The sequence below is a fragment of the Enterobacter cloacae complex sp. P14RS genome, assembly GCF_014895895.1.
Taxonomy (GTDB): domain Bacteria; phylum Pseudomonadota; class Gammaproteobacteria; order Enterobacterales; family Enterobacteriaceae; genus Enterobacter; species Enterobacter bugandensis.
Genome location: NZ_JADBQM010000012.1, coordinates 107,103 through 126,726 on the forward strand (window position 1 = coordinate 107,103; position 19,624 = coordinate 126,726).

Sequence of the window (19,624 nt, forward strand, 5' to 3'; positions counted from 1 at the left end):
ACGCGCTATGCAGAATGTTCATCTTTTCAGGCTTAAACACCTTTTTCGCTACATTTGTATAACACGGGGCACGAAATGCTCTCGACCATAAAGTGTGCTTATGTTGTGATCGGGGTTCAATAAATCACTAAACAAGGTATACTCCGGAGTTGTTTATTGTACTAAACGCTCCCGTGAGAGGATGCTACAGCGCACCTATGACTCAATTCGCTTCTCCGGTTCTGCATACGTTGCTGGATACCGACGCGTATAAACTGCATATGCAGCAAGCCGTTTTCCACCATTACTATGACGTTCACGTCGCGGCGGAATTCCGCTGCCGTGGTGACGACTTGCTCGGTATCTACGCAGACTCCATTCGTGAACAGGTCGATGCGATGCAGCATCTGGCGCTCACCGATGACGAATATCAGTGGCTTTCTGGCCTGCCTTTCTTTAAAGCGGACTATCTGAACTGGCTGCGCGACTTCCGCTATAAGCCTGAACAGGTCACCGTGACCAACGAGAACGGCAAGCTGGATATTCGTCTTGAAGGTCCGTGGCGGGAAGTGATCATGTGGGAAGTGCCGCTTCTGGCCGTCATCAGCGAGCTGGCTCACCGCTATCGTTCGCCTGAAACGGGCGTCGAACAGGCGGTTGCCTCGCTGGAGAACAAACTTGAGGCATTCTCAACGCTGACCGAAGGGCTGGATATATCCCGCTTCCGCCTGATGGATTTCGGTACCCGTCGCCGCTTCTCTCGCGAGGTTCAGCAAGCTATCGTTGAACGTCTGCAGCAGGAGCCGTGGTTCGTGGGTACCAGCAACTACGATTTGGCGCGTCGCCTCAACCTGACGCCAATGGGCACCCAGGCGCACGAGTGGTTCCAGGCGCATCAGCAAATTAGCCCGGACCTGGCTAACAGCCAGCGTGCGGCGCTGGCTGCGTGGCTTGAAGAGTACCCGAATCAACTCGGGATCGCCCTGACCGACTGTATTACGATGGATGCCTTCCTGCGCGACTTTGGTCCCGAGTTCGCTGAGCGTTACCAGGGGTTACGCCACGACTCAGGGGATCCGGTTGAATGGGGCGAAAAGGCGATTGCTCATTACCAAAAACTCGGCATTGACCCGATGAGCAAGGTGCTGGTCTTCTCCGATAATCTCGACCTGGCAAAAGCCGTCGAACTGTATCGTCATTTCAATGCCAGAATTAATCTGGGCTTCGGGATCGGTACCCGGTTGACCTGCGACATTCCTCAGGTAAAACCTCTGAATATCGTGATAAAGCTGGTGGAATGTAACGGCAAGCCGGTGGCTAAGCTCTCTGACAGCCCGGGTAAAACCATCTGCCATGACAAAGCGTTTGTTCGCGCATTGCGCAAAGCGTTCGATCTCCCTCAGATCAAAAAAGCCAGTTAAGCGCTTACGGGAGCCTTCAGGGCTCCCTTCCCTTATTTATTTCTCAATTCTTCTCTTTTGACTGCGAAATTTACTTGTCTGATAGCGGTTGGCAGGTAACATAGATATCCCCCCGTCTTGGGGTGGACAAGTGTTTATTTTTTCCGACTATTAACAGAGAGAATATTATGAGCGTTGTGCCTGTAGCCGACGTACTCCAGGGCCGTGTCGCCGTTGACCAGGAGGTCACCGTGCGCGGATGGGTGCGTACTCGCCGAGATTCTAAAGCTGGCATCTCCTTCCTTGCCGTCTATGACGGTTCCTGCTTTGATCCTGTACAGGCCGTCATTAATAATTCTCTGCCCAATTACAATGATGACGTTCTGCGCCTGACGACGGGTTGTTCCGTTATCGTCACCGGTGTGGTTGTGGCATCCCCGGGCCAGGGCCAGAGTTTCGAGATCCAGGCTTCTGCCATTGAAGTGACTGGCTGGGTTGAAGATCCGGACACCTACCCGATGGCGGCAAAACGTCACAGCATTGAATACCTGCGTGAAGTCGCACACCTGCGTCCGCGTACCAACCTGATTGGTGCGGTGGCTCGCGTGCGTCATACGCTGGCCCAGGCGCTGCATCGCTTCTTCGATGAGCAGGGGTATTTCTGGGTGTCTACCCCGCTGATCACCGCGTCCGATACGGAAGGCGCAGGCGAAATGTTCCGCGTCTCGACGCTGGACATGGAAAACCTGCCGCGCACGCCGGAAGGTAAAGTCGACTACGACAAAGACTTCTTTGGTAAAGAAGCCTTCCTGACGGTATCCGGCCAGCTCAACGGCGAAACCTACGCCTGTGCGCTGTCTAAGATCTATACCTTCGGCCCAACCTTCCGCGCCGAAAACTCCAACACCAGCCGCCACCTGGCGGAGTTCTGGATGCTGGAGCCGGAAGTGGCGTTTGCCGATCTGAATGACGTTGCAGGTCTCGCAGAAGCGATGCTGAAGTACGTCTTCAAAGCGGTGCTGGAAGAGCGTCCTGACGACATGAAGTTCTTCGCCGAACGCGTAGACAGCGATGCTGTAGCGCGTCTGGAGCGTTTCGTCTCTGCCGACTTTGCGCAGGTGGACTACACCGATGCGGTGGCGATCCTCGAGAAATGCGGTGAGAAGTTCGAGAACCCGGTTTACTGGGGCGTTGACCTGGCGTCCGAGCACGAGCGCTATCTGGCTGAGAAGCATTTCAAAGCGCCAGTTGTCGTTAAAAACTACCCGAAAGACATTAAGGCCTTCTATATGCGCCTTAACGAAGACGGTAAAACCGTGGCAGCAATGGACGTCCTGGCGCCGGGCATCGGTGAAATCATCGGCGGTTCTCAGCGTGAAGAGCGTCTTGACGTGCTGGACGCGCGCATGGAAGAGATGGGCCTTAACCCGGCCGACTACAGTTGGTATCGCGATCTGCGCCGTTACGGTACCGTACCGCATGCCGGTTTCGGTCTGGGCTTCGAGCGTCTGATCGCCTACGTGACCGGCGTGCAGAACGTACGTGACGTGATTCCTTTCCCACGTACGCCACGTAACGCCAGTTTCTGAGTTACAAAACTATCAATGGCCAGCGCAAGCTGGCCATTATTTTATTCTGTCGTGTCAGTTTTTGTCAGCGTAAAGTCAGCCTTTTTAAATCATCCCCCCGTCACAACCACTACCTGTTACGTTTTGTTTCCGCGAAATATCCAGCCACAAAAAATAAACCCTGCTCTTATTGCGCTTTTTACATCCTGAAGTAATAGCACAAATTTCAACCAATTTTTCAGCCATCCAGAAGTCTTTATTGGGTCATAAGAAAAAACGAGTCGTTTAACATTCGTTTATAGGAATTGCCTTTATCCAAATTAAACATAAGGAATTCATATATATAGGAAACAAACCGATGCTTAATTCGCCAGGGCACTCTGAAATTTGAGATGGTTCACAAAGTTCCTGAATTTACACATTTAGTTACACATATTTTCTTTCTGTAACTTAATCTTGAGAATTGTAGCACTTTCAGGCTAGCGAAACGCTTCGGTGAATGGAAAGATGCCTGTCAGATACATAAAGACACCTAACTCTCATCAATAGTTCCGGAAATATTTATTGACAGAATTTATTGAAGGCAGTGGCGAGTGTCATAAAAAAACCAATGAGGGTAATAAATAATGATGAAGCGCAATATTCTGGCAGTGGTAATCCCTGCCCTGCTGGTAGCCGGTGCAGCAAACGCTGCAGAAATCTATAACAAGAACGGCAACAAACTGGACTTCTACGGGAAAGTTAACGCCGAGCACGATTTTGTGACCTCTGGCGATGACACTAACAACAACGACGCAACTTACGCGCAGATCGGTTTTAAAGGCGAAACCCAGATCAACGATCAGCTGACCGGTTACGGCCAGTGGGAATACCGCTTCATGGCTAACCAGGCTGAGAACACCGCTCAGGCTAACAAAAACCGTCTGGCCTTTGCGGGCCTGAAAGCGGGCGATGCTGGCAGCATCGACTACGGTCGTAACTACGGTATCGTTTACGACGTAGAATCTTACACCGATATGGCGCCGTCCTTCTCCGGGATGACCTGGGGCGGTAACTACGTTGATAACTTCATGACCAGCCGCAGCACCGGCCTGCTGACCTACCGTAACACCGACTTCTTCGGTCTGGTTGACGGTCTGAGCATGGGCGTACAGTACCAGGGCAAAAACGACCGTACTGACGTTAAAACCTCCAACGGTGACGGCGTAGGTTACTCTCTGGGTTACGATTTTGGCGAAGGCTTCGGTGCAATCGCATCTTACAGCAACGCAAACCGTACTCTGAATCAGAAAGCTGACGGCCTGGGCGATAAAGCTGAAGCATGGGGCGTGGGTCTGAAATACGACGCCAACAACCTGTACCTGGCAACCACCTATGCTGAAACCCGTAACACCACCCGTACCGGTTCCAGCGGCGATGCTGGTTTTGCTAACAAAACGCAGAACTTCGAAGTGGTTGCTCAGTACCAGTTCGACTTCGGCCTGCGTCCGGCAATCTCTTACGTGCAGACCAAAGGTAAAGACCTGGTTGGCGTAACCAATGCTAACGGCACCTTCTCAGGCGGCGATGCAGACCTGGCTAAATTCATCCAGGTTGGCGCGACTTACTACTTCAACAAAAACTTCAACGTGTGGGCTGACTACTACATCAACCTGCTGGACAAAGACACCGACTACGCGAAAGTGGTTGGCGGTCTGAACGGCAACGACGATATGGCTGCTGTGGGTGTAACCTACCAGTTCTAATCAGAACACCACTTTGTTATATGCATAATGAACAGGGCTTCGGCCCTGTTTTTTTATGCCTGACAGAAAATAATGGCGACTTTTGAAAAGCCGCACGCTTTTCGTCGCAAACGGTTGGCATTTTGTAAATCTCCCGTTAACCTGATAGCGGATTTCACTTCTGTAATCACAATGGAACTTCGTCATGTTTGAGAACATTACCGCCGCTCCTGCCGACCCTATTCTGGGCCTGGCCGATCTGTTTCGTGCCGACGACCGCCCTGGCAAAATCAACCTGGGTATTGGTGTATATAAAGATGAAACCGGCAAAACTCCGGTACTGACCAGCGTTAAGAAAGCTGAGCAGTATCTGCTGGAAAATGAAACCACCAAAAACTACCTCGGTATTGATGGTATCCCTGAATTTGGTCGCTGCACCCAGGAGCTGCTGTTCGGTAAAGGCAGCGCAATTGTGAGTGACAAACGTGCGCGCACGGCGCAGACCCCTGGCGGTACCGGCGCGCTGCGCGTGGCGGCGGATTTCCTTGCGAAAAACACCTCTGTGAAGCGCGTATGGGTGAGCAACCCAAGCTGGCCGAACCACAAGAGCGTCTTTAACTCTGCGGGCCTGGAAGTGCGCGAATATGCTTACTACGATGCGGCAAACCACGCTCTCGACTTTGACGGCCTGCTCTCAAGCCTGAGCGAAGCGCAGGCGGGTGACGTGGTGCTGTTCCACGGCTGCTGCCACAACCCAACCGGTATCGATCCAACGCTTGAGCAGTGGGAACACCTGGCGAAGCTGTCCGTAGAAAAAGGCTGGCTGCCGCTGTTTGACTTTGCTTACCAGGGCTTCGCCCGCGGTCTGGAAGAAGATGCTGAAGGCCTGCGCGCGTTCGCAGCCGTGCATCAGGAGCTGATCGTTGCAAGCTCCTACTCCAAGAACTTTGGTCTGTACAATGAGCGTGTAGGCGCCTGTACGCTGGTTGCGGCTAACGATGAGACCGCCGATCGCGCTTTCAGCCAGATGAAATCCGTGATCCGCGCTAACTACTCTAACCCGCCGGCACACGGTGCATCTGTTGTTGCGACCATTCTGAGCAACGATGCGCTGCGCGCGATTTGGGAACAAGAGCTGAACGATATGCGTCAGCGTATCCAGCGCATGCGCCTGCTGTTTGTGAACACCCTGGCTGAGAAAGGCGCTGACCGCGACTTCAGCTTCATCATCAAACAGAACGGTATGTTCTCGTTCAGCGGCCTGACCAAAGAGCAGGTTCTGCGTCTGCGTGAAGAGTTTGGCGTATACGCCGTAGCCTCTGGCCGCGTAAACGTTGCAGGCATGACCCCTGACAACATGGCGCCACTGTGCGAAGCGATTGTCGCCGTCCTGTAATTTGCGCCCACAAAAAAGCCTGCGTTAAGCAGGCTTTTTTATGCTGGTTACCAGACAGGCATTTCATCCTGAAGGAACGGGTTATTGAGCCGTTCATAGCCCAGCGTCGACATCGGACCGTGTCCAGGGATAAACGTAACGTCATCACCCAGCGGCAATAACTTCTGTTTAATCGACTGAATCAGCTGCCCGTGATCGCCGCGCGGAAAATCGCTGCGTCCTACACCACCTTTGAAAATCACATCGCCGGAAATCAGCAGACGGGACTGGTCGTCAAAGAAGACGATATGGCCTGGCGTATGCCCAGGACAATGCAACACCTGTAAAGTCACATTCCCTACGTTAACGCGCTCTCCTTCGTTCAGCCAGCGATCGGGCGTCAATGGCAGACACTCATCAAGGCCAAACATGCGGCTTTGGGCGGGTAACCCCTGCAGCCAGAACTCATCTTCTTTTTCCGGGCCAATAATCGGCACACCGTAGTGTTTAGCCAGTTCAGCCGCTGCGCCTACGTGGTCGAGGTGACCATGCGTCAGTAAAATCTGCATCAGCGTCACGCCGCTGTCGGCAACGTCCTGCTTGATTTTCTCAGCGTCACCGCCGGGATCGACAAGCGCGGCCAGTTTGGTTTGCTCGCACCAGATTAATGAACAGTTCTGGGAGAACGCGGTAACCGGAATAATACGATAGTTCATACTGCTCCTGTGTTTCGTTATTACCAGTGCCGAACCGGCCCGGTATCAATATGCACAAAGTTGCTACGTGGGTAATATCCTACACCACCCGCGCGCATAGATAACGCGGCTTTGCGAATATTGGCTAACGAAACGCCTTCAATGTGGAAATCCATTGCCTGTCCCTTCGTGTGGTAGCTTTTTTTCGCTACCCCACGGCTATGGGCGCGCAGTTCATTGTTGGTATCAATTGAGCGATAACCAGAAATAAGCTGCACCGGCTTGCTGGTGCCCAGCAGGCCCTGAAGGCGGAAAAGCTGATCAAACAGTCCTGGGTCGATGGCTTTTACTTTATTCGCGCGGAAATCACGGAAAAAATGGTTGAGTCTTGCTAATTCATCCTGAATATAGCCTCTGCCATCGAAAAACTCCGCTTTTAGCGACTCACCGGTGTGAAGATTGCTGAGCGTTAAAACGCGCGGACGAGGTGTCGAGAGGGTGGCAAATGCTGGCGTCGGTAAGATGGCCGCTGCGCCAAGCGCAACACCACCTAACGCCAGCAGCTTGCGGCGATTAGCGTCAAATTTGTCCATGATAATCAGGTCTACAGGTCAAGGAAATCGTAATATGCTTAGCGCACGAAGGGCACCTTAACTGGCAAAACAGGGTACGTCAAGGCGCCCAACCCCAGTGAATACGCGGCTTACAGCGATATTGGCCCCGATTCACCATAACTTACGACAATCATTTTTCCCGAACTACTTCATTTACCTGATTAATTGTTCCGCTTTTGGCAAAATTTGTGCGCCGGATCGCGCGGTGAGATCATAATTGTAAATATCTGTACGGTACTGCGTGCGACCGTCTTCACCCACAAACGCTGTCAGATAATAAAGATTAACCGGAATGTTGTGGCGAATATTCACGTAGCGCGTATCACCCTGCTTCAGGGCGTCAGAAATACGCGTATCGTTCCAGCCCGCATCCTGCAGCAGCATGTTGGCCAGCTCCGAGGCTTTATTCACGCGCACGCAGCCTGAACTCAGTGCCCGGGTATCTTTCTGGAACAGATTGTGGTTCGGCGTATCGTGCAGATAGATAGCATCTGAACTTGGCATGTTGAATTTGTAGCGCCCCAGCGAGTTATGCGCTCCGGGAGCCTGCTGGAAGCGGAACGGCAGGTTGGAGGCCGTGATCGTCGACCAGTCGACCATATAAGGATCGATCGCCTCTTTACTGTTCCAGCCACGCATGACCGTATAGCCGTGACGTTCCAGATAACCCGGATCGTTCCAGACCTTAGGCAGAATGTCCTTACGCGCCAGCGTCGGCGGCACATTCCACGGCGGGTTAACCACCACGTTATTTAACGCGCTGCTCATCATCGGCGTTTTGCGATCCGGACGCCCGACAATCACGCGCGAGGCCAGCTTCTCGCTACCATCCTGATAATAAACCAGTGAATAGGCCGGGATATTGACCATAATGCCGGTAGACAGCGTGCCCGGCAGCAAACGCAAACGCTGAATATTAAGCGCCAGCACCCCGGCCCGCTGCGCAGGCGATACGTTAAGCCAGTCACGCGTTGAAGGTCCAATGACGCCATCGGCTCCCAGCCCCTGAGCGGCCTGGAACTGTTTAACCGCGGCGACCAGCTCACGATCGTAAGCCTCGGGCTTATTGCTCAGGGTAGTGGCCTTGTTCTCTTTTATGGGCGCTGACGGGCTGACCACCGCGCTTTGCGGATCGTCGCCCGGCAGGGCAATGTTCGGCCCGCCATCAAGAATACCGGAGCGTTTAAGGATCTCGCGCAGGGCTGGCACATCGCTGCTCCACTGACCCGGACGCAGCGTTGCGGTCCCCCGAATTTGCGGCCATGGACGCGAGTCCCCCCCCACCAGCGCGAGGAGCGACTGGTGCATCGTGGCATACTGTGGATGCGCCGGCGCGAGGCTGGCAATGAAGCGCGGCAGGTCGCCGTTATCCAGCGCTAATTGCCACTGGTTAATCACCGACAGGGCTGGCGTCGCCAGCTTATAGGGCCTATCGCTGTACAGCCAGCGGTTGCCATTGACCGGAATACCCGCCACAAACTGCAGGTAACCCATCATGGCATCGGAAAGGACCACGTCCCGCGCCTGACCGGTGACGGCAGGATCGGTTAACAGCTCAACCCACTTCGTAAACTGCGGCTGGAATCCCGCAATCGCCACTTCCGCCAGCTGTTGCTGGAAGGCGCGCACGGCTTCACGATTTTCCCACATGGGTTTCATATCGCGGGCAGCATAAAGCAGCGTGAGCTGATTGATATAGGCAGGCGTGTAGCCTGAAGGCAGGCCTGTCTGGAGCTGCTGGCTGAGCGATTCAACGTCGATGCCTTCCGGCAGCGGCTTAATCCCGGCCATGATGGCCGTTGCCGTAGACTGTTCCAGCGGCTGAGACAATGACGTCGGCTGCGCGCCTGTCGTTGCGGTGCTGTCAGTCGGCACAATTTCAGGCTCGTCGGCCTGGGCGGTTAACAGTGGAGCAAACATCACTGCCAGACATAAACTCAGCGCTGACAGCTGACGACCACATTCTTTCTTTAGCAACATCCCTTGCCCCCTGTTTTCACGACATGCCCATCACGGTGGGGCTTTATTTTATTATAGGTAGACGACAACTCTGTTGCCTTACCTTATGTAAAGAAGTTTAAAGATAACGCAGCCCTGAACACAAGTTAAGAGAATAAAAAAAGCGGCGCTTCTGCGCCGCTCTTTGTAACAAAACGCCTCAGGAAGCGTCCGCCGTGGTTTCCGGCAATGATTCCGGCGGCTGCGGCGCAAAGCCACGCAGCCCGACAACGTGCACGTGTTCGCTGTTCTGGAACACTTTACGCACCAGCTTATAGGTGGTGCCTTTTTCAGGGCTGATGTTTTCCGGTGCCGCAATGATGAGCTGCATATCGAGACGTTCGCAAAGCTCAAACAGCGTGGCAATCGAGCGGGCATCAAGACGCGCCGCTTCATCGAGGAACAGCAGTCGGCATGGGGAGATGTCTTTCCCGCGCAGGCGGCGCGCTTCATCTTCCCAGCTCTGCACCACCATCACCAGAATCGACATCCCGGTACCAATGGCTTCACCGGTCGACAGCGCTCCGGATTCCGCACGCAGCCAGCCGTCTGAACCACGGTTTACCTCAACTTCCATTTCCAGGTAGTTACGATAGTCCAGCAGCTCTTCACCGATGGTTTGCGGCGTACGCTGGCCCATATCAATCTGCGGATTCAGGCGCTGATACAGCTTCGCCAGCGCTTCGGAGAAGGTCAGACGGTTGCTGTTGAACAGATCCTGATGCTGCTCGTGCTGCTCAGAGAGCACTTCCAGCAGCGTCGCGTGGGCTTCACGCACGTTGACGTTAAGACGCACGCTGTTGACCTGACCAAACGAGACGCTCTGCAGCCCCTGGTTCAGCTGGCGGATACGGTTCTGCTCGCGCTGAATGGTTTTGCGAATGATATTCGCCACGCTGCGGGAGCTGATCGCCAGCTTCTGCTCGCGGGAGGTCAGCTCTTCCGTCAGGCGGCCCAGCTCAATTTCCATCTGTTCGATGGCTTCGACCGGATCGTCGGTACGGATAATGTCCTGACGAATACGCTCGCGCAGGTGCTGATAAACCGCAACGAAGAACTGAATTTTACGTTCAGGACGTTTCGGATCCTCTGACATGCGCAGCACATCGCGCAGGTGTTCGTTATCCGCCACCGCCAGACGCAGCGCACCCAGCGCCTTATCCGACATCGAACGCAGCTCATCGGCAGAAAGGTATGCCAGCTCGCGACGGTGCAGGCGACGTTCAACGTTGTTGTCTTTCACCATCCGCATCACAGCGCACCAGCCCGCTTTCGCCGTCACGACCTGCTCGCGCATTTCATGATAGTCGCGCTCCAGCTTGCGCAGGCGGCGGGTCAGGTTATCCATTTCCGCTTCGCAGAAGGTGAGCGCTTTTTCCAGCTGATTACGACGCGCGCGGTTATTGCTGAGCTGGCTATGCAGCTCATCACGACGAATGCGCGCGCGCTCTTCCGCCCCGCTGTCGGCACGAACGCCAATGTCCTGCAGCTCTTTCTGCAGGTCGTTTAACAGCTCTTTCTTGGTGTCGAAGGAGCTTTTCAGCGAGGCCAGCACCTGGTTGTACTGGTTCAGCTGAGCGGAGTGGCTGCGCATCGCTTCGCGAGCGCGGGTACGTTCCGCTTCCGCCTGCTCAAGGCGCTGGCGCAGTTTTTCATTCAGGTCGCTGTTACCGCTCAGCATTTCAGCCGAATCGGAGTAGCCGAAGTGCGCACGACGCTGCACCACTTCCGTCAGGGCGAACGCCTGCTGACGCGCTTCGCGCTGCACCTGCTGCGACCAGGCATAATCTTCTTTTAACTGCTCGAACTGTTCCGGGTCGCTCTGCAGTACAGACACGACGGGCTCCAGCTTCGCCAGCTGGTTGCCGTGCTGCTGCACGAAACGCGCGGCTTCCTGGGCTTCATCCAGACGTTCCTGGATCTCATCCACGCGGTCGGCCAGCGTGTCATCCGCCAGCAGGTTCAGGCGCGGCAGAATGCGGTTAAGGGCAGCGACGCCCTCTTTCGCCTGTTCGAACTGGACGCGGCTCTGCTGGTTGTCACTTTCATGACTGGCAATCGCGCGCTCCAGCTCGCCACGGCGGGTGTTGAGCTTGCGGATTTCCGCTTCCGGGTCGGCTTCAAACGCCACGCCCAGATGGCTGCCGATAAAGCGGCTGAACGCCTGGTGCAGACGCTGGGTTTTCTGTACATCGAACGACAGGGTGGCAAAGCGTTCAGACAGCGTTTCACGCTCGGCGTGGAGACTCTCGATGCGGCTTTCGCGCGCGGCGCGGCCAAACAGCGGCAGCTCCGGGAAGCGGGAGTAACGCCACTGGCGGTCGGCGATTTTCACCACCACCGCTTTTTCCAGCTCGTCAACGCTGAAAACGCTGTCATCGAACGACTGCGGATCCCCTTCGATCAGGTAGAGATCTTCCGGGCAATCTTCCAGCCCTGCGAGCTGCTCAGAAATCAGCGACAGATCCGGCACCACAATTGCGTTGCGGGATGGACCGTACAGCGCGGAGAAGTACGGCGCATCGTCCAGGCCAACGTCATCGTAAATCTCAGACAGCAGTACGCCGCCAAAACGCTCGGCTAACGTGTTCAGACGCGGATCTTCTGACCCGCCCGGCTGGCTTAAGCGCTCGATTTCTTCATCGACGTCACGCTTGCGGGCACCCACTTCGTCACGTTCAACAATGGCTTCGCGCTCGCGCTCCAGCAGCTGTTGCAGGTATTCGGTCACCTGCTGGCTGGATTCGAACTGCTCGCCGCACTGTTCGCTGAGCTGGTTCAGGCTGCTTTGCGCTGCCAGCCAGACCGGCGCACGCTGCAGGAGCGCCTTCGAACGGGACTGAAGCTGCTCCAGCTCCTGACGCAGCGTCATACGCTGTTCGCTGGCATTTGATACGGTATCGGACAGGGCCGCAATACGCGCTTCCAATTCCTGATGCAGGGCCTCAAGCTCGTCGAAATCGTAATGTTTACCCTGACGCTTGCAGAACTCGGCCAGCAGACGTTCGGCTTCCTGCTGCTCGCGCAGGCGCTGTTCCAGCTCGTTCAGGCGCATACGCAGCGGCTGCACCTGCTCGGCCAGATGGCGCTGGTTGACGCCGTCGCGCAGCAGTTCACGGGCAACGTCCCAGGCTTCGCTACGCGCCAGCGGGCCGTTAATGGCAACTACCAGCTGATAAGCCTGTTCAAACTGGCTGTGCGCCGTTTGCGCGACGCTCATTTTCTGCTCAAGCGAGAGCAGTTTCTCGGTGGCTTCCTGCTCTTTGGCCTGGAAGGTGTCCAGCCACTCGTCGGCACTTTCCGGCGTCAGGTCTGGCAGATGGCACAGCTCTTTCGCACGCTGTAGCGCCTGTAGCGCCTGGTTGTACTGAATCGCACGCGTCTGCTGCACATCCAGCGCCTGCTGGTAATCCGCAAGCTGGCTTTTCAGCTCGTCCACTTCCAGCTCGGCGGCTTCGGCGCGGGCTTCGTTCTCTTCCTGCATCTCGGCGGCTTCGGCCACCACTTCATTCTGCTCTTCGAGACGAATTTGCAGCTCATCGAGGTCCGCTTCGTAGCGTTCGATCTTTTCCTGCTGACGCAGCGCGGTCTGCACCAGGTTCAGGTGATCGCTGGCGGCCTGATAGTCGGCTTCCAGGTCGCCCTCGGCACCGTTGTGCTCACCCAACTCGCGCGCCATTTCGACGTGCTTGTACTGCTCAGCCACCAGCTGTTTACGGGAGGTAAACAGCTCGCGGCGATATTCTAATGCCTGATCGAGATGGACGCGGCGCTCGTTGGCGTGGCGCATATAGTCCGCCGCCACGTAGTTGGTCGCTTCGCTGATCAGATGTTTAAACAGGTCGCGGTCAGACTGGGTAACGCGAATCGCTTCCAGCGTCATGCGGTTTTCACGCAATGCCGCCTCCATGTCCTGGAAGGCCTTACGCACGCCGCTGTTTTCCGGCAGCAGATAGTCACGCAGGGAACGGGTAATGGCGCTGGAGATACCGCCGTACAGGGAGGCTTCGATCAGACGGTAGTATTTACTACGGTCTGAAGCGGTGCGCAGACGGCGCGCCACCACGCCCAGATCGAACATCAGGGAGTGGTAGTCGGTAATGGAGTTGAACTGCTTAAACTGCACCCCTTCGATGGCTTCAAGCTTGTCCTTCAGCTCCTGCAGCGTCAGGACGCGCGCCTGGCGTTCATTCAGCGTTTCCGTCAGCAGCGCGGTCGGCTGTACGGAGGTTGGCAGCCCCTGAATGGCGAACGGTTTGATATCCACTTTACGGTCGCGGCCGGCAACCTGTTGCAGACGTACGCCCACCACCACGCGCTGGTGACGGGAGTTGATGACGTCCAGCACGGAATAACAGACGCCCGCTTTCAGCTTACCGTGCAGGCCTTTATCGCGGGAGCCGCTTGTCGCGCCCGCTTCGGTGGTGTTACGGAAGTGAAGCAGCGTCAGGTCGGGGATCAGCGCCGTTACAAACGCCGCCATGGTGGTGGATTTACCTGCCCCGTTACCACCGGAGAGCGTCGTGACCAGCTCATCCAGATCGAAGGTTCGGGCAAAGAAGCCGTTCCAGTTAATCAGCGTCAGTGAGCGAAATTTACCGCGTTCAATCATTACTCTTCCTCCCCGCTATCCGGCAGATTCTCTTCATGCTCATCATTGAGCTGCAAATGGTTTTCCACCGGCATCGCTTCACCGTCGCGGATCATGCGAAGCTGCGCTTCACGCGCGTCATCGCCCGCACGCACGTCGGCGCCGAAGCGGAAGACCGATTCCGTGATGCGGAATTTGCTGCTGTCGTGGCCCATAAACCAGACCATCCCCAGACGGCGCAGACGGTTCAGGGAAGAGCGAACCTTTTCCTGTAATTTCTGACGGTCAAGATCCGACCCCGTCGAACGGTTATTCACCAGCTTAAGCAGCTTGCTCTCATCCGCCAGCGTCAGCAGTTCATCGTACAGCTCCTGCTGGGTGAAGATGCCTTCATTTGCCAGGCGTTCCGGGCTGAGGTAGAGATAGCAAAGAATTTTGCCAACCATCATGTCCAGCTCGGAGAGCACGGAGCGCGGGATCAGGGTCGTGGAACGCGGGCGCAGATAGAAAAAGCCTTCCGGCGCGCGGATAAGCTCCACGTTATAGCGGGCGTAAAACTCTTCCAGGTACTCCTGGAAGTCCATCAAAAAGGCGTGATTATCCAGCTCGTCCAGGCCAATGTGACGACCGGCACGCAGCTGGCTGTCCAGCGCCGGAAATAACGGATTCGCCAGCGCCTGTGCCAGCTTAACTGGCATCACTTGTTCAATATTTGTCAATGACATGCGCCTGTACCTTGGCTCCGTAATCGTTAATTGGCTGCCACTTCGGCGGCAGTCCGGTGAAGTCTGCTTGCGCGATACCCAGGCGCACCGCCTGGTCTACCACAATGCGGGCAACGTCGAAGTGGCGCGCACGCGGATATTGCGCCAGATAGTCGCGCACCACGAGCCCAAGATCCAGCGGCGCTTGTCTGGTTTTGTAGACGGCGAGCTGTTCTTCGATCATCGCCGCAAGTTGCTCACGAATTTCGTTGAATTCTTCGTACTCCAGATCCGGCGGCAGTTCACCGGTGACCTCTTCATCGCGCAGCGCCATCTCTTCGTCGCGCATATCCAACAGACGATCGGCATTGGCATAGGTCAGCGCCCACGGTGCATCAAAGTAGGTCTGTACCGACTGACGAAGACGCTGAGCAAAGACGCGGTTTTTATCCATATCAATCGCGGTACGGATAAATTTATGCACGTGGCGGTCATAGCCGATCCACAGATCGATCGACTGCTGGCCCCAGCTGATAATGCGGTCAAGTTTGCTCTGCAGATCAAACACCAGACGGTCGATAAAATGCAGATCGTCGTGCGCCATGGTCGCATCCTGGATGCGCAGCAGGTTGGCCTGCAGCTTGTCCCCTGCGGCCTCCAGCGTATCCTGCAGCTCACGCAGCGTACCGGAGGTTTCTGACAATAAAAGTTCACAGCTGGAAATGGCCGCACGCCAGTCTTTGTTCAGCAGCTGCGCGATATCGTCTTTCACCTGCTGCTGCTGCTCATCCATCAGACGTTGAGTGAGATCGATACTGTCGAAAATCTCGGCCACCGAGTATTTCAGCGGCGCGTAAACGTTGCGGTGCCAGTGGAATTCGTCACCGTTTTCATCGGCCGCGTCGGCGGCACGTTTAAGCTCACCCGCCACGATCGACAGCTGCATGGAGAGACGCAGCGTGGAAAATTCGCGCTGGCGAATGTAGTAATCGGTGATGCCGATGCCCAGCGGCGTCAGGCGATAGATGGCGTTTCCTTCCGCCTGCTCGCTGGTAAAGCGGTTCAGCAGACGTTGACGCACCATATCGTTGATTGCGTTATTGGCACGCACGCTAATGGTTTCGCTGGTTTGCTCAAACGCATCACTGACGTGGCGGAACGCATCCACCAGTTCACCCTCGCTCATTTCACCATCCAACCGTTCGCCGTTCAGCGTGGCAACCGCCAGCAGGAAAGAGAGTCTGTCTACCGGCAGCGAGATGGAGAAATCGTTTTTCCTGGCCCAGGCAACCAGTTCGGGGACTGTCTGGGAAAATTCACTCATAGGTTATCCTTGCATCTGCGGCTTGTGCGCGGTGACGTGAATATAGCGGCCAAGGCTGACGAACGGCTCCTGGCGGCAATACCGCGTTTCTAATTCTGTTAAGGTGTCAAAACAGTCACGCTGTTTGTGTTTTTCACGCAGATAATCATGAAACACCCTGACGCCCGTCTTCCCGACGATCTGCCAGCCAATCTCTTCCAGCCAGCCGTAAACCTGCTGCGGATCGCGCGGATAGTCCGGGGAAAGCGTGCGTTTTTTCTTTTTCGGCATCCCGACCTGAACATAGTCGAAGTTCCCTGCCACCATGTTGTGCATCAGGAAGCCGTTAGCATTGTAGAACATCAGCGACAGCGTACCGCCCGGACGTAACATTGACCACAGGGTTTGTAACACGCTTTGCGGATCGGCAACCCACTCCAGCACCGCATGAAACAATATCAGATCAACCTGGGTTTCCAAATGCTGCGCGATGTCCTGAGCGGCGCATTGTATAAAATGCATGTTGTCGCTCACACCTTTCTCTTCTGCGGCACGCGTCGCGCGGGCGACCATTTCAGCAGAAAGATCGCAAAGCGTGACGTGATGACCGCGTTCAGCCATTTTTATCGCCGTCTGCCCTTCACCACCACCGGCGTCCAGCACGCGCAACGTTTGACCACCGAACGTCGCCAGAATAGTGTCCAGATCCTGCCAGAGGATCGTCTGACGGAGCTGCCCTTTCGTGGTGCCATAAATGTTGCGCGAAAACTTTTCCGCGATGTCATCAAAATTGCGATCCCGCATTGGGAGAGTTCCACTCGCTAACTGCAAAACCGCTATTTTGTCACACCCGCGCGGAGAATGAACCTCTCTGGTGTAATATCACCGGTAATCATCTGCTGTATGGTCAAAAAAGGAACCAAAAAGGATGCTTTTTACCCTTAAGAAATACGTTGGAGGGATGATGCTTCCCCTTCCGCTGCTGCTTATTATCATCGCGCTGGGGCTGGCGCTGGTGTGGTTTAGTCGCTTTCAGAAGAGTGGCAAAACGCTTATTACGTTCGGCTGGCTGGTCCTGCTGCTGCTGAGCCTGCAGCCAGTGGCGGATGGACTGCTGCGCCCCATCGAAAACAGGTACCCTACGTGGCAGGGAAACCAGAAAGTTGATTACATCGTTGTGCTGGGCGGCGGGTATACCTGGGACCCTGACTGGGCCCCCAGTTCGAACCTGATCAACAACAGCCTGCCGCGGCTAAACGAAGGTATTCGCCTGTGGCTGGCGAATCCGGGATCAAAAATGATCTTCACCGGCGCAGCGGCCAAAACCAACCCGGTGAGTACAGCTGAAGCGGGGGCCAGAATCGCGGAATCGCTCGGCGTACCGCGTTCCTCTATCATCACGCTGGACAGCCCAAAGGATACCGAGGAAGAGGCTGCCGCGGTGAAGCAGGCGATTGGCGATGTTCCGTTCTTACTGGTGACCTCCGCCTCGCACCTGCCAAGAGCGATGATTTTCTTCGAGAAGCAAGGTTTGCACCCGCTTCCCGCACCGGCAAACCAGATGGCCATCAGCGCGCCGCTCAACCCATGGGAACGGGTGATCCCCTCTCCGATGTGGTTGATGCATAGCGATCGCGTTGGCTACGAGACGCTCGGACGCCTCTGGCAGTGGCTGAAAGGCTCGTCAGGCGAGCCAGGGCAAGAGTGATTTAGCCGCCAGATCGAAGTTGGCGCGATTGAAACGTCCGGTGTTGACCAGCTGCGCCACTTCGTCCCAGAGCAGATAAAGCCAGCGACGCCAGAGAAACGCCTCTGCAACGGGCGCGCGTTGAAGGTAGTGCCACAGTAAACCTTCCGCCGCCCCGCTGTCGCTGAGCCTGAACAGCTCATATTCCCGCGGTGCCCAGAGCATGATCCCCGGCCCTAGCATCGCCAGGAGCTGATCGCTGCGGGAGTCTTTGAGCATACTGCGCAGAGTAAAATTGCCGTGGATCAGCACGCAGTTGTCGTTAAAGCCGTCGAACAGCGCCGGTAAGCACTCGCGGGTGCGAAACAGAATACGTTTGTCCTGCATGGTCAAACCGGTATTGTTGAACTGGTTAAGCGTCCCCCACAGCACTTCCACCCGCTGGCGATACCACAGCGGCCACAGGTTTTCCTGGGTGCTGTCAACCGGACCAACAAGCCCGCGGCTATCCTGTCGGTGCCAGGCCAGCAGCGCCTCAACAATCTGATCTTTCAGCTGTTCCCAGCGTTCCGGCGTACGCGCGGGCGCTTCAACCGGCACACCGCGTAAACGCTCAATCAGCAGTACGTCCGGGCCGGGATGTTCCTCGTGGGTCATCACGCCGTACACGGTCGGCATACGGACGGTTCCCTCCCGTGCCAGCATCGACATTTTCCAGGCAAGCTGCCTGGCCACGCCCGGTGACGAGAAGCTTTGTGCCATCAGCGGCATCGGGTTGCCCTGGCCGTCATACAACGACCAGAGCGCGGTATCGACCTTTTCACTCACGCATTCGACCCGGCTTAACTTCTCACCCAGCAGATGGCTAAGTTCGGCACGCAGCTGTTCCATATGAGATTACCCCCATTAAGACTACTGCTTTTATAATGAGCGCACAGCGTGAAGATGTCACCCGGAAGAGATCAATTAGGGTAAAGAAAGGGGAATTTGCGGGGAGAGGACATCCCTCCGAAAGGAGGGATGCAGGCGGGATTAGCGCAACTCGGCGCGGACGCGCTCAAGATCTTCCGGCGTATCAACGCCTGTTCCCGGTACTTCGCGGGCAACGGCAACGTGGATTTTTTCGCCATACCAGAGCACGCGAAGCTGCTCCAGCATTTCGATATGCTCCAGCGGGCTCGGCGCCCAGGCTACATAGCGGCGAATAAAGCCGGCGCGATAGCCGTAGATCCCAATATGACGCAGGAAAGAATCACCGATGGTCTCTTTAGAGAGCGCAAAGCGATCGCGATCCCACGGAATCGTAGCGCGGGAGAAATAGAGCGCATAGCCTTCGGCATCCATCACCACCTTCACCGCATTCGGATTGAATGCCTCTTCAGCGTGGTGAATAGGCACCGCGAGCGTCGCCATACCGACCTGACGCTGCGCCAGGTTTTCCGCCACCTGACGGATAATAACGGCCGGGATCATCGGCTCGTCGCCCTGCACGTTGACGATGACCGTATCGTCACTGAAACCACATTTCTCAACCACTTCCGCCAGACGCTCGGTGCCGGACTGGTGATCGGCGCGGGTCATGCACACCTCACCGCCTGCGGCCTCAACCGCACGGGCGACATCAGGATGATCGGTTGCAACGATAATGCGGTCGGCACCGGACTCACGCGCCCGCTCAAGGACATGCACAATCATCGGCTTGCCGTTGATATCTACCAGCGGTTTACCCGGCAGACGCGTTGAGGCATAACGTGCAGGAATAATGACAACAAAACTCATGGTTTGCTCTCTTCTGCCACCAGGGAACGGGCTTCATTTTCCAGCAGTACCGGAATGCCGTCACGCAGCGGGAAGGCCAGACTGTCCAGCTTGCAGATCAGCTCCTGTTTGTCCTGGCTGTAGTAGAGTTTGCCGTTGCATACCGGGCAGGCAATAATTTCAAGTAAACGGTGATCCATAGTTCCTCCGTATGGGTAATCGCTAAAG

Annotated in this window: 15 protein-coding genes; 5 read left to right on the plus strand and 10 right to left on the minus strand. The window is 55.8% G+C overall.

The features are described from left to right. Positions 1-197 precede the first annotated feature (197 nt). The 4 genes from pncB to IM295_RS11450 all read left to right on the plus strand — a co-directional run bounded on the left by pncB (position 198) and on the right by IM295_RS11450 (position 6,067). Positions 198-1,400 (plus strand): nicotinate phosphoribosyltransferase, encoded by a 1,203-nt coding sequence (gene pncB, locus IM295_RS11435; protein WP_049136522.1) that lies wholly within the window; start codon positions 198-200, stop codon positions 1,398-1,400. A 167-nt stretch (positions 1,401-1,567) separates the two neighbouring features. Further along, positions 1,568-2,968, plus strand: a complete 1,401-nt coding sequence (gene asnS, locus IM295_RS11440; RefSeq protein WP_048960458.1) for an asparagine--tRNA ligase — start codon at positions 1,568-1,570, stop codon at positions 2,966-2,968. A 605-nt stretch (positions 2,969-3,573) separates the two neighbouring features. Continuing rightward, complete coding sequence (locus IM295_RS11445; RefSeq protein WP_275991486.1) at positions 3,574-4,692, plus strand: porin; 1,119 nt, start codon at positions 3,574-3,576, stop codon at positions 4,690-4,692. Positions 4,693-4,876: 184 nt separating this feature from the next. Next, complete coding sequence (locus IM295_RS11450) at positions 4,877-6,067, plus strand: amino acid aminotransferase (RefSeq protein ID WP_116340932.1); 1,191 nt, start codon at positions 4,877-4,879, stop codon at positions 6,065-6,067. Between the two features lie 47 nt (positions 6,068-6,114). Here the strand turns inward: IM295_RS11450 and IM295_RS11455 are convergent, their stop codons facing one another. The 7 genes from IM295_RS11455 to cmoM all read right to left on the minus strand — a co-directional run bounded on the left by IM295_RS11455 (position 6,115) and on the right by cmoM (position 16,755). Continuing rightward, entirely contained in the window at positions 6,115-6,762 is a 648-nt protein-coding gene (locus tag IM295_RS11455; protein ID WP_047368219.1) for an MBL fold metallo-hydrolase, read from the minus strand. Positions 6,763-6,782: 20 nt separating this feature from the next. After that, positions 6,783-7,334 carry a YcbK family protein gene (locus IM295_RS11460; RefSeq protein ID WP_028012580.1) on the minus strand — a complete coding sequence of 184 codons (552 nt, stop codon included), beginning with the start codon at positions 7,332-7,334 and terminating at the stop codon, positions 6,783-6,785. 174 nt (positions 7,335-7,508) lie between these two features. After that, complete coding sequence (gene ldtD, locus IM295_RS11465; RefSeq protein ID WP_193066712.1) at positions 7,509-9,335, minus strand: L,D-transpeptidase; 1,827 nt, start codon at positions 9,333-9,335, stop codon at positions 7,509-7,511. Positions 9,336-9,513: 178 nt separating this feature from the next. Next, positions 9,514-13,965: a chromosome partition protein MukB gene (gene mukB / locus IM295_RS11470; protein ID WP_126300387.1), complete on the minus strand. Its 4,452-nt coding sequence runs from the start codon at positions 13,963-13,965 to the stop codon at positions 9,514-9,516. Beyond that, positions 13,965-14,669 (minus strand): chromosome partition protein MukE, encoded by a 705-nt coding sequence (gene mukE, locus IM295_RS11475; protein ID WP_008499954.1) that lies wholly within the window; start codon positions 14,667-14,669, stop codon positions 13,965-13,967. The genes mukB and mukE overlap by 1 nt, the downstream gene beginning before the upstream one ends. Then, positions 14,650-15,972 (minus strand): chromosome partition protein MukF, encoded by a 1,323-nt coding sequence (gene mukF, locus IM295_RS11480; protein WP_015570962.1) that lies wholly within the window; start codon positions 15,970-15,972, stop codon positions 14,650-14,652. The genes mukE and mukF overlap by 20 nt, the downstream gene beginning before the upstream one ends. A 3-nt stretch (positions 15,973-15,975) precedes the next feature. Beyond that, positions 15,976-16,755, minus strand: coding sequence for a tRNA uridine 5-oxyacetic acid(34) methyltransferase CmoM (gene cmoM / locus IM295_RS11485; protein WP_028012576.1), 780 nt, complete (start codon positions 16,753-16,755; stop codon positions 15,976-15,978). Between the two features lie 124 nt (positions 16,756-16,879). Here cmoM and elyC point away from each other — a divergent pair, with 124 nt between their 5' ends. Next, on the plus strand, positions 16,880-17,659 hold the full coding sequence (gene elyC, locus IM295_RS11490) for an envelope biogenesis factor ElyC (RefSeq protein ID WP_028012575.1): 780 nt from the start codon (positions 16,880-16,882) through the stop codon (positions 17,657-17,659). On the opposite strand, the gene IM295_RS11495 is transcribed toward elyC, so the two are convergent. The 3 genes from IM295_RS11495 to ycaR all read right to left on the minus strand — a co-directional run bounded on the left by IM295_RS11495 (position 17,636) and on the right by ycaR (position 19,596). After that, positions 17,636-18,529, minus strand: a complete 894-nt coding sequence (locus tag IM295_RS11495; protein ID WP_193066713.1) for a YcbJ family phosphotransferase — start codon at positions 18,527-18,529, stop codon at positions 17,636-17,638. The two genes, elyC and IM295_RS11495, sit on opposite strands and share 24 nt — an antisense overlap. Before the next feature lie 141 nt (positions 18,530-18,670). Then, a complete protein-coding gene (gene kdsB / locus IM295_RS11500) occupies positions 18,671-19,417 on the minus strand; it encodes a 3-deoxy-manno-octulosonate cytidylyltransferase (protein ID WP_028012573.1) in 747 nt (248 codons plus the stop codon). Then, positions 19,414-19,596 (minus strand): protein YcaR, encoded by a 183-nt coding sequence (ycaR, locus tag IM295_RS11505; protein WP_006174474.1) that lies wholly within the window; start codon positions 19,594-19,596, stop codon positions 19,414-19,416. Before ycaR ends, kdsB begins: the two co-directional genes overlap by 4 nt. Positions 19,597-19,624: the final 28 nt, after the last annotated feature.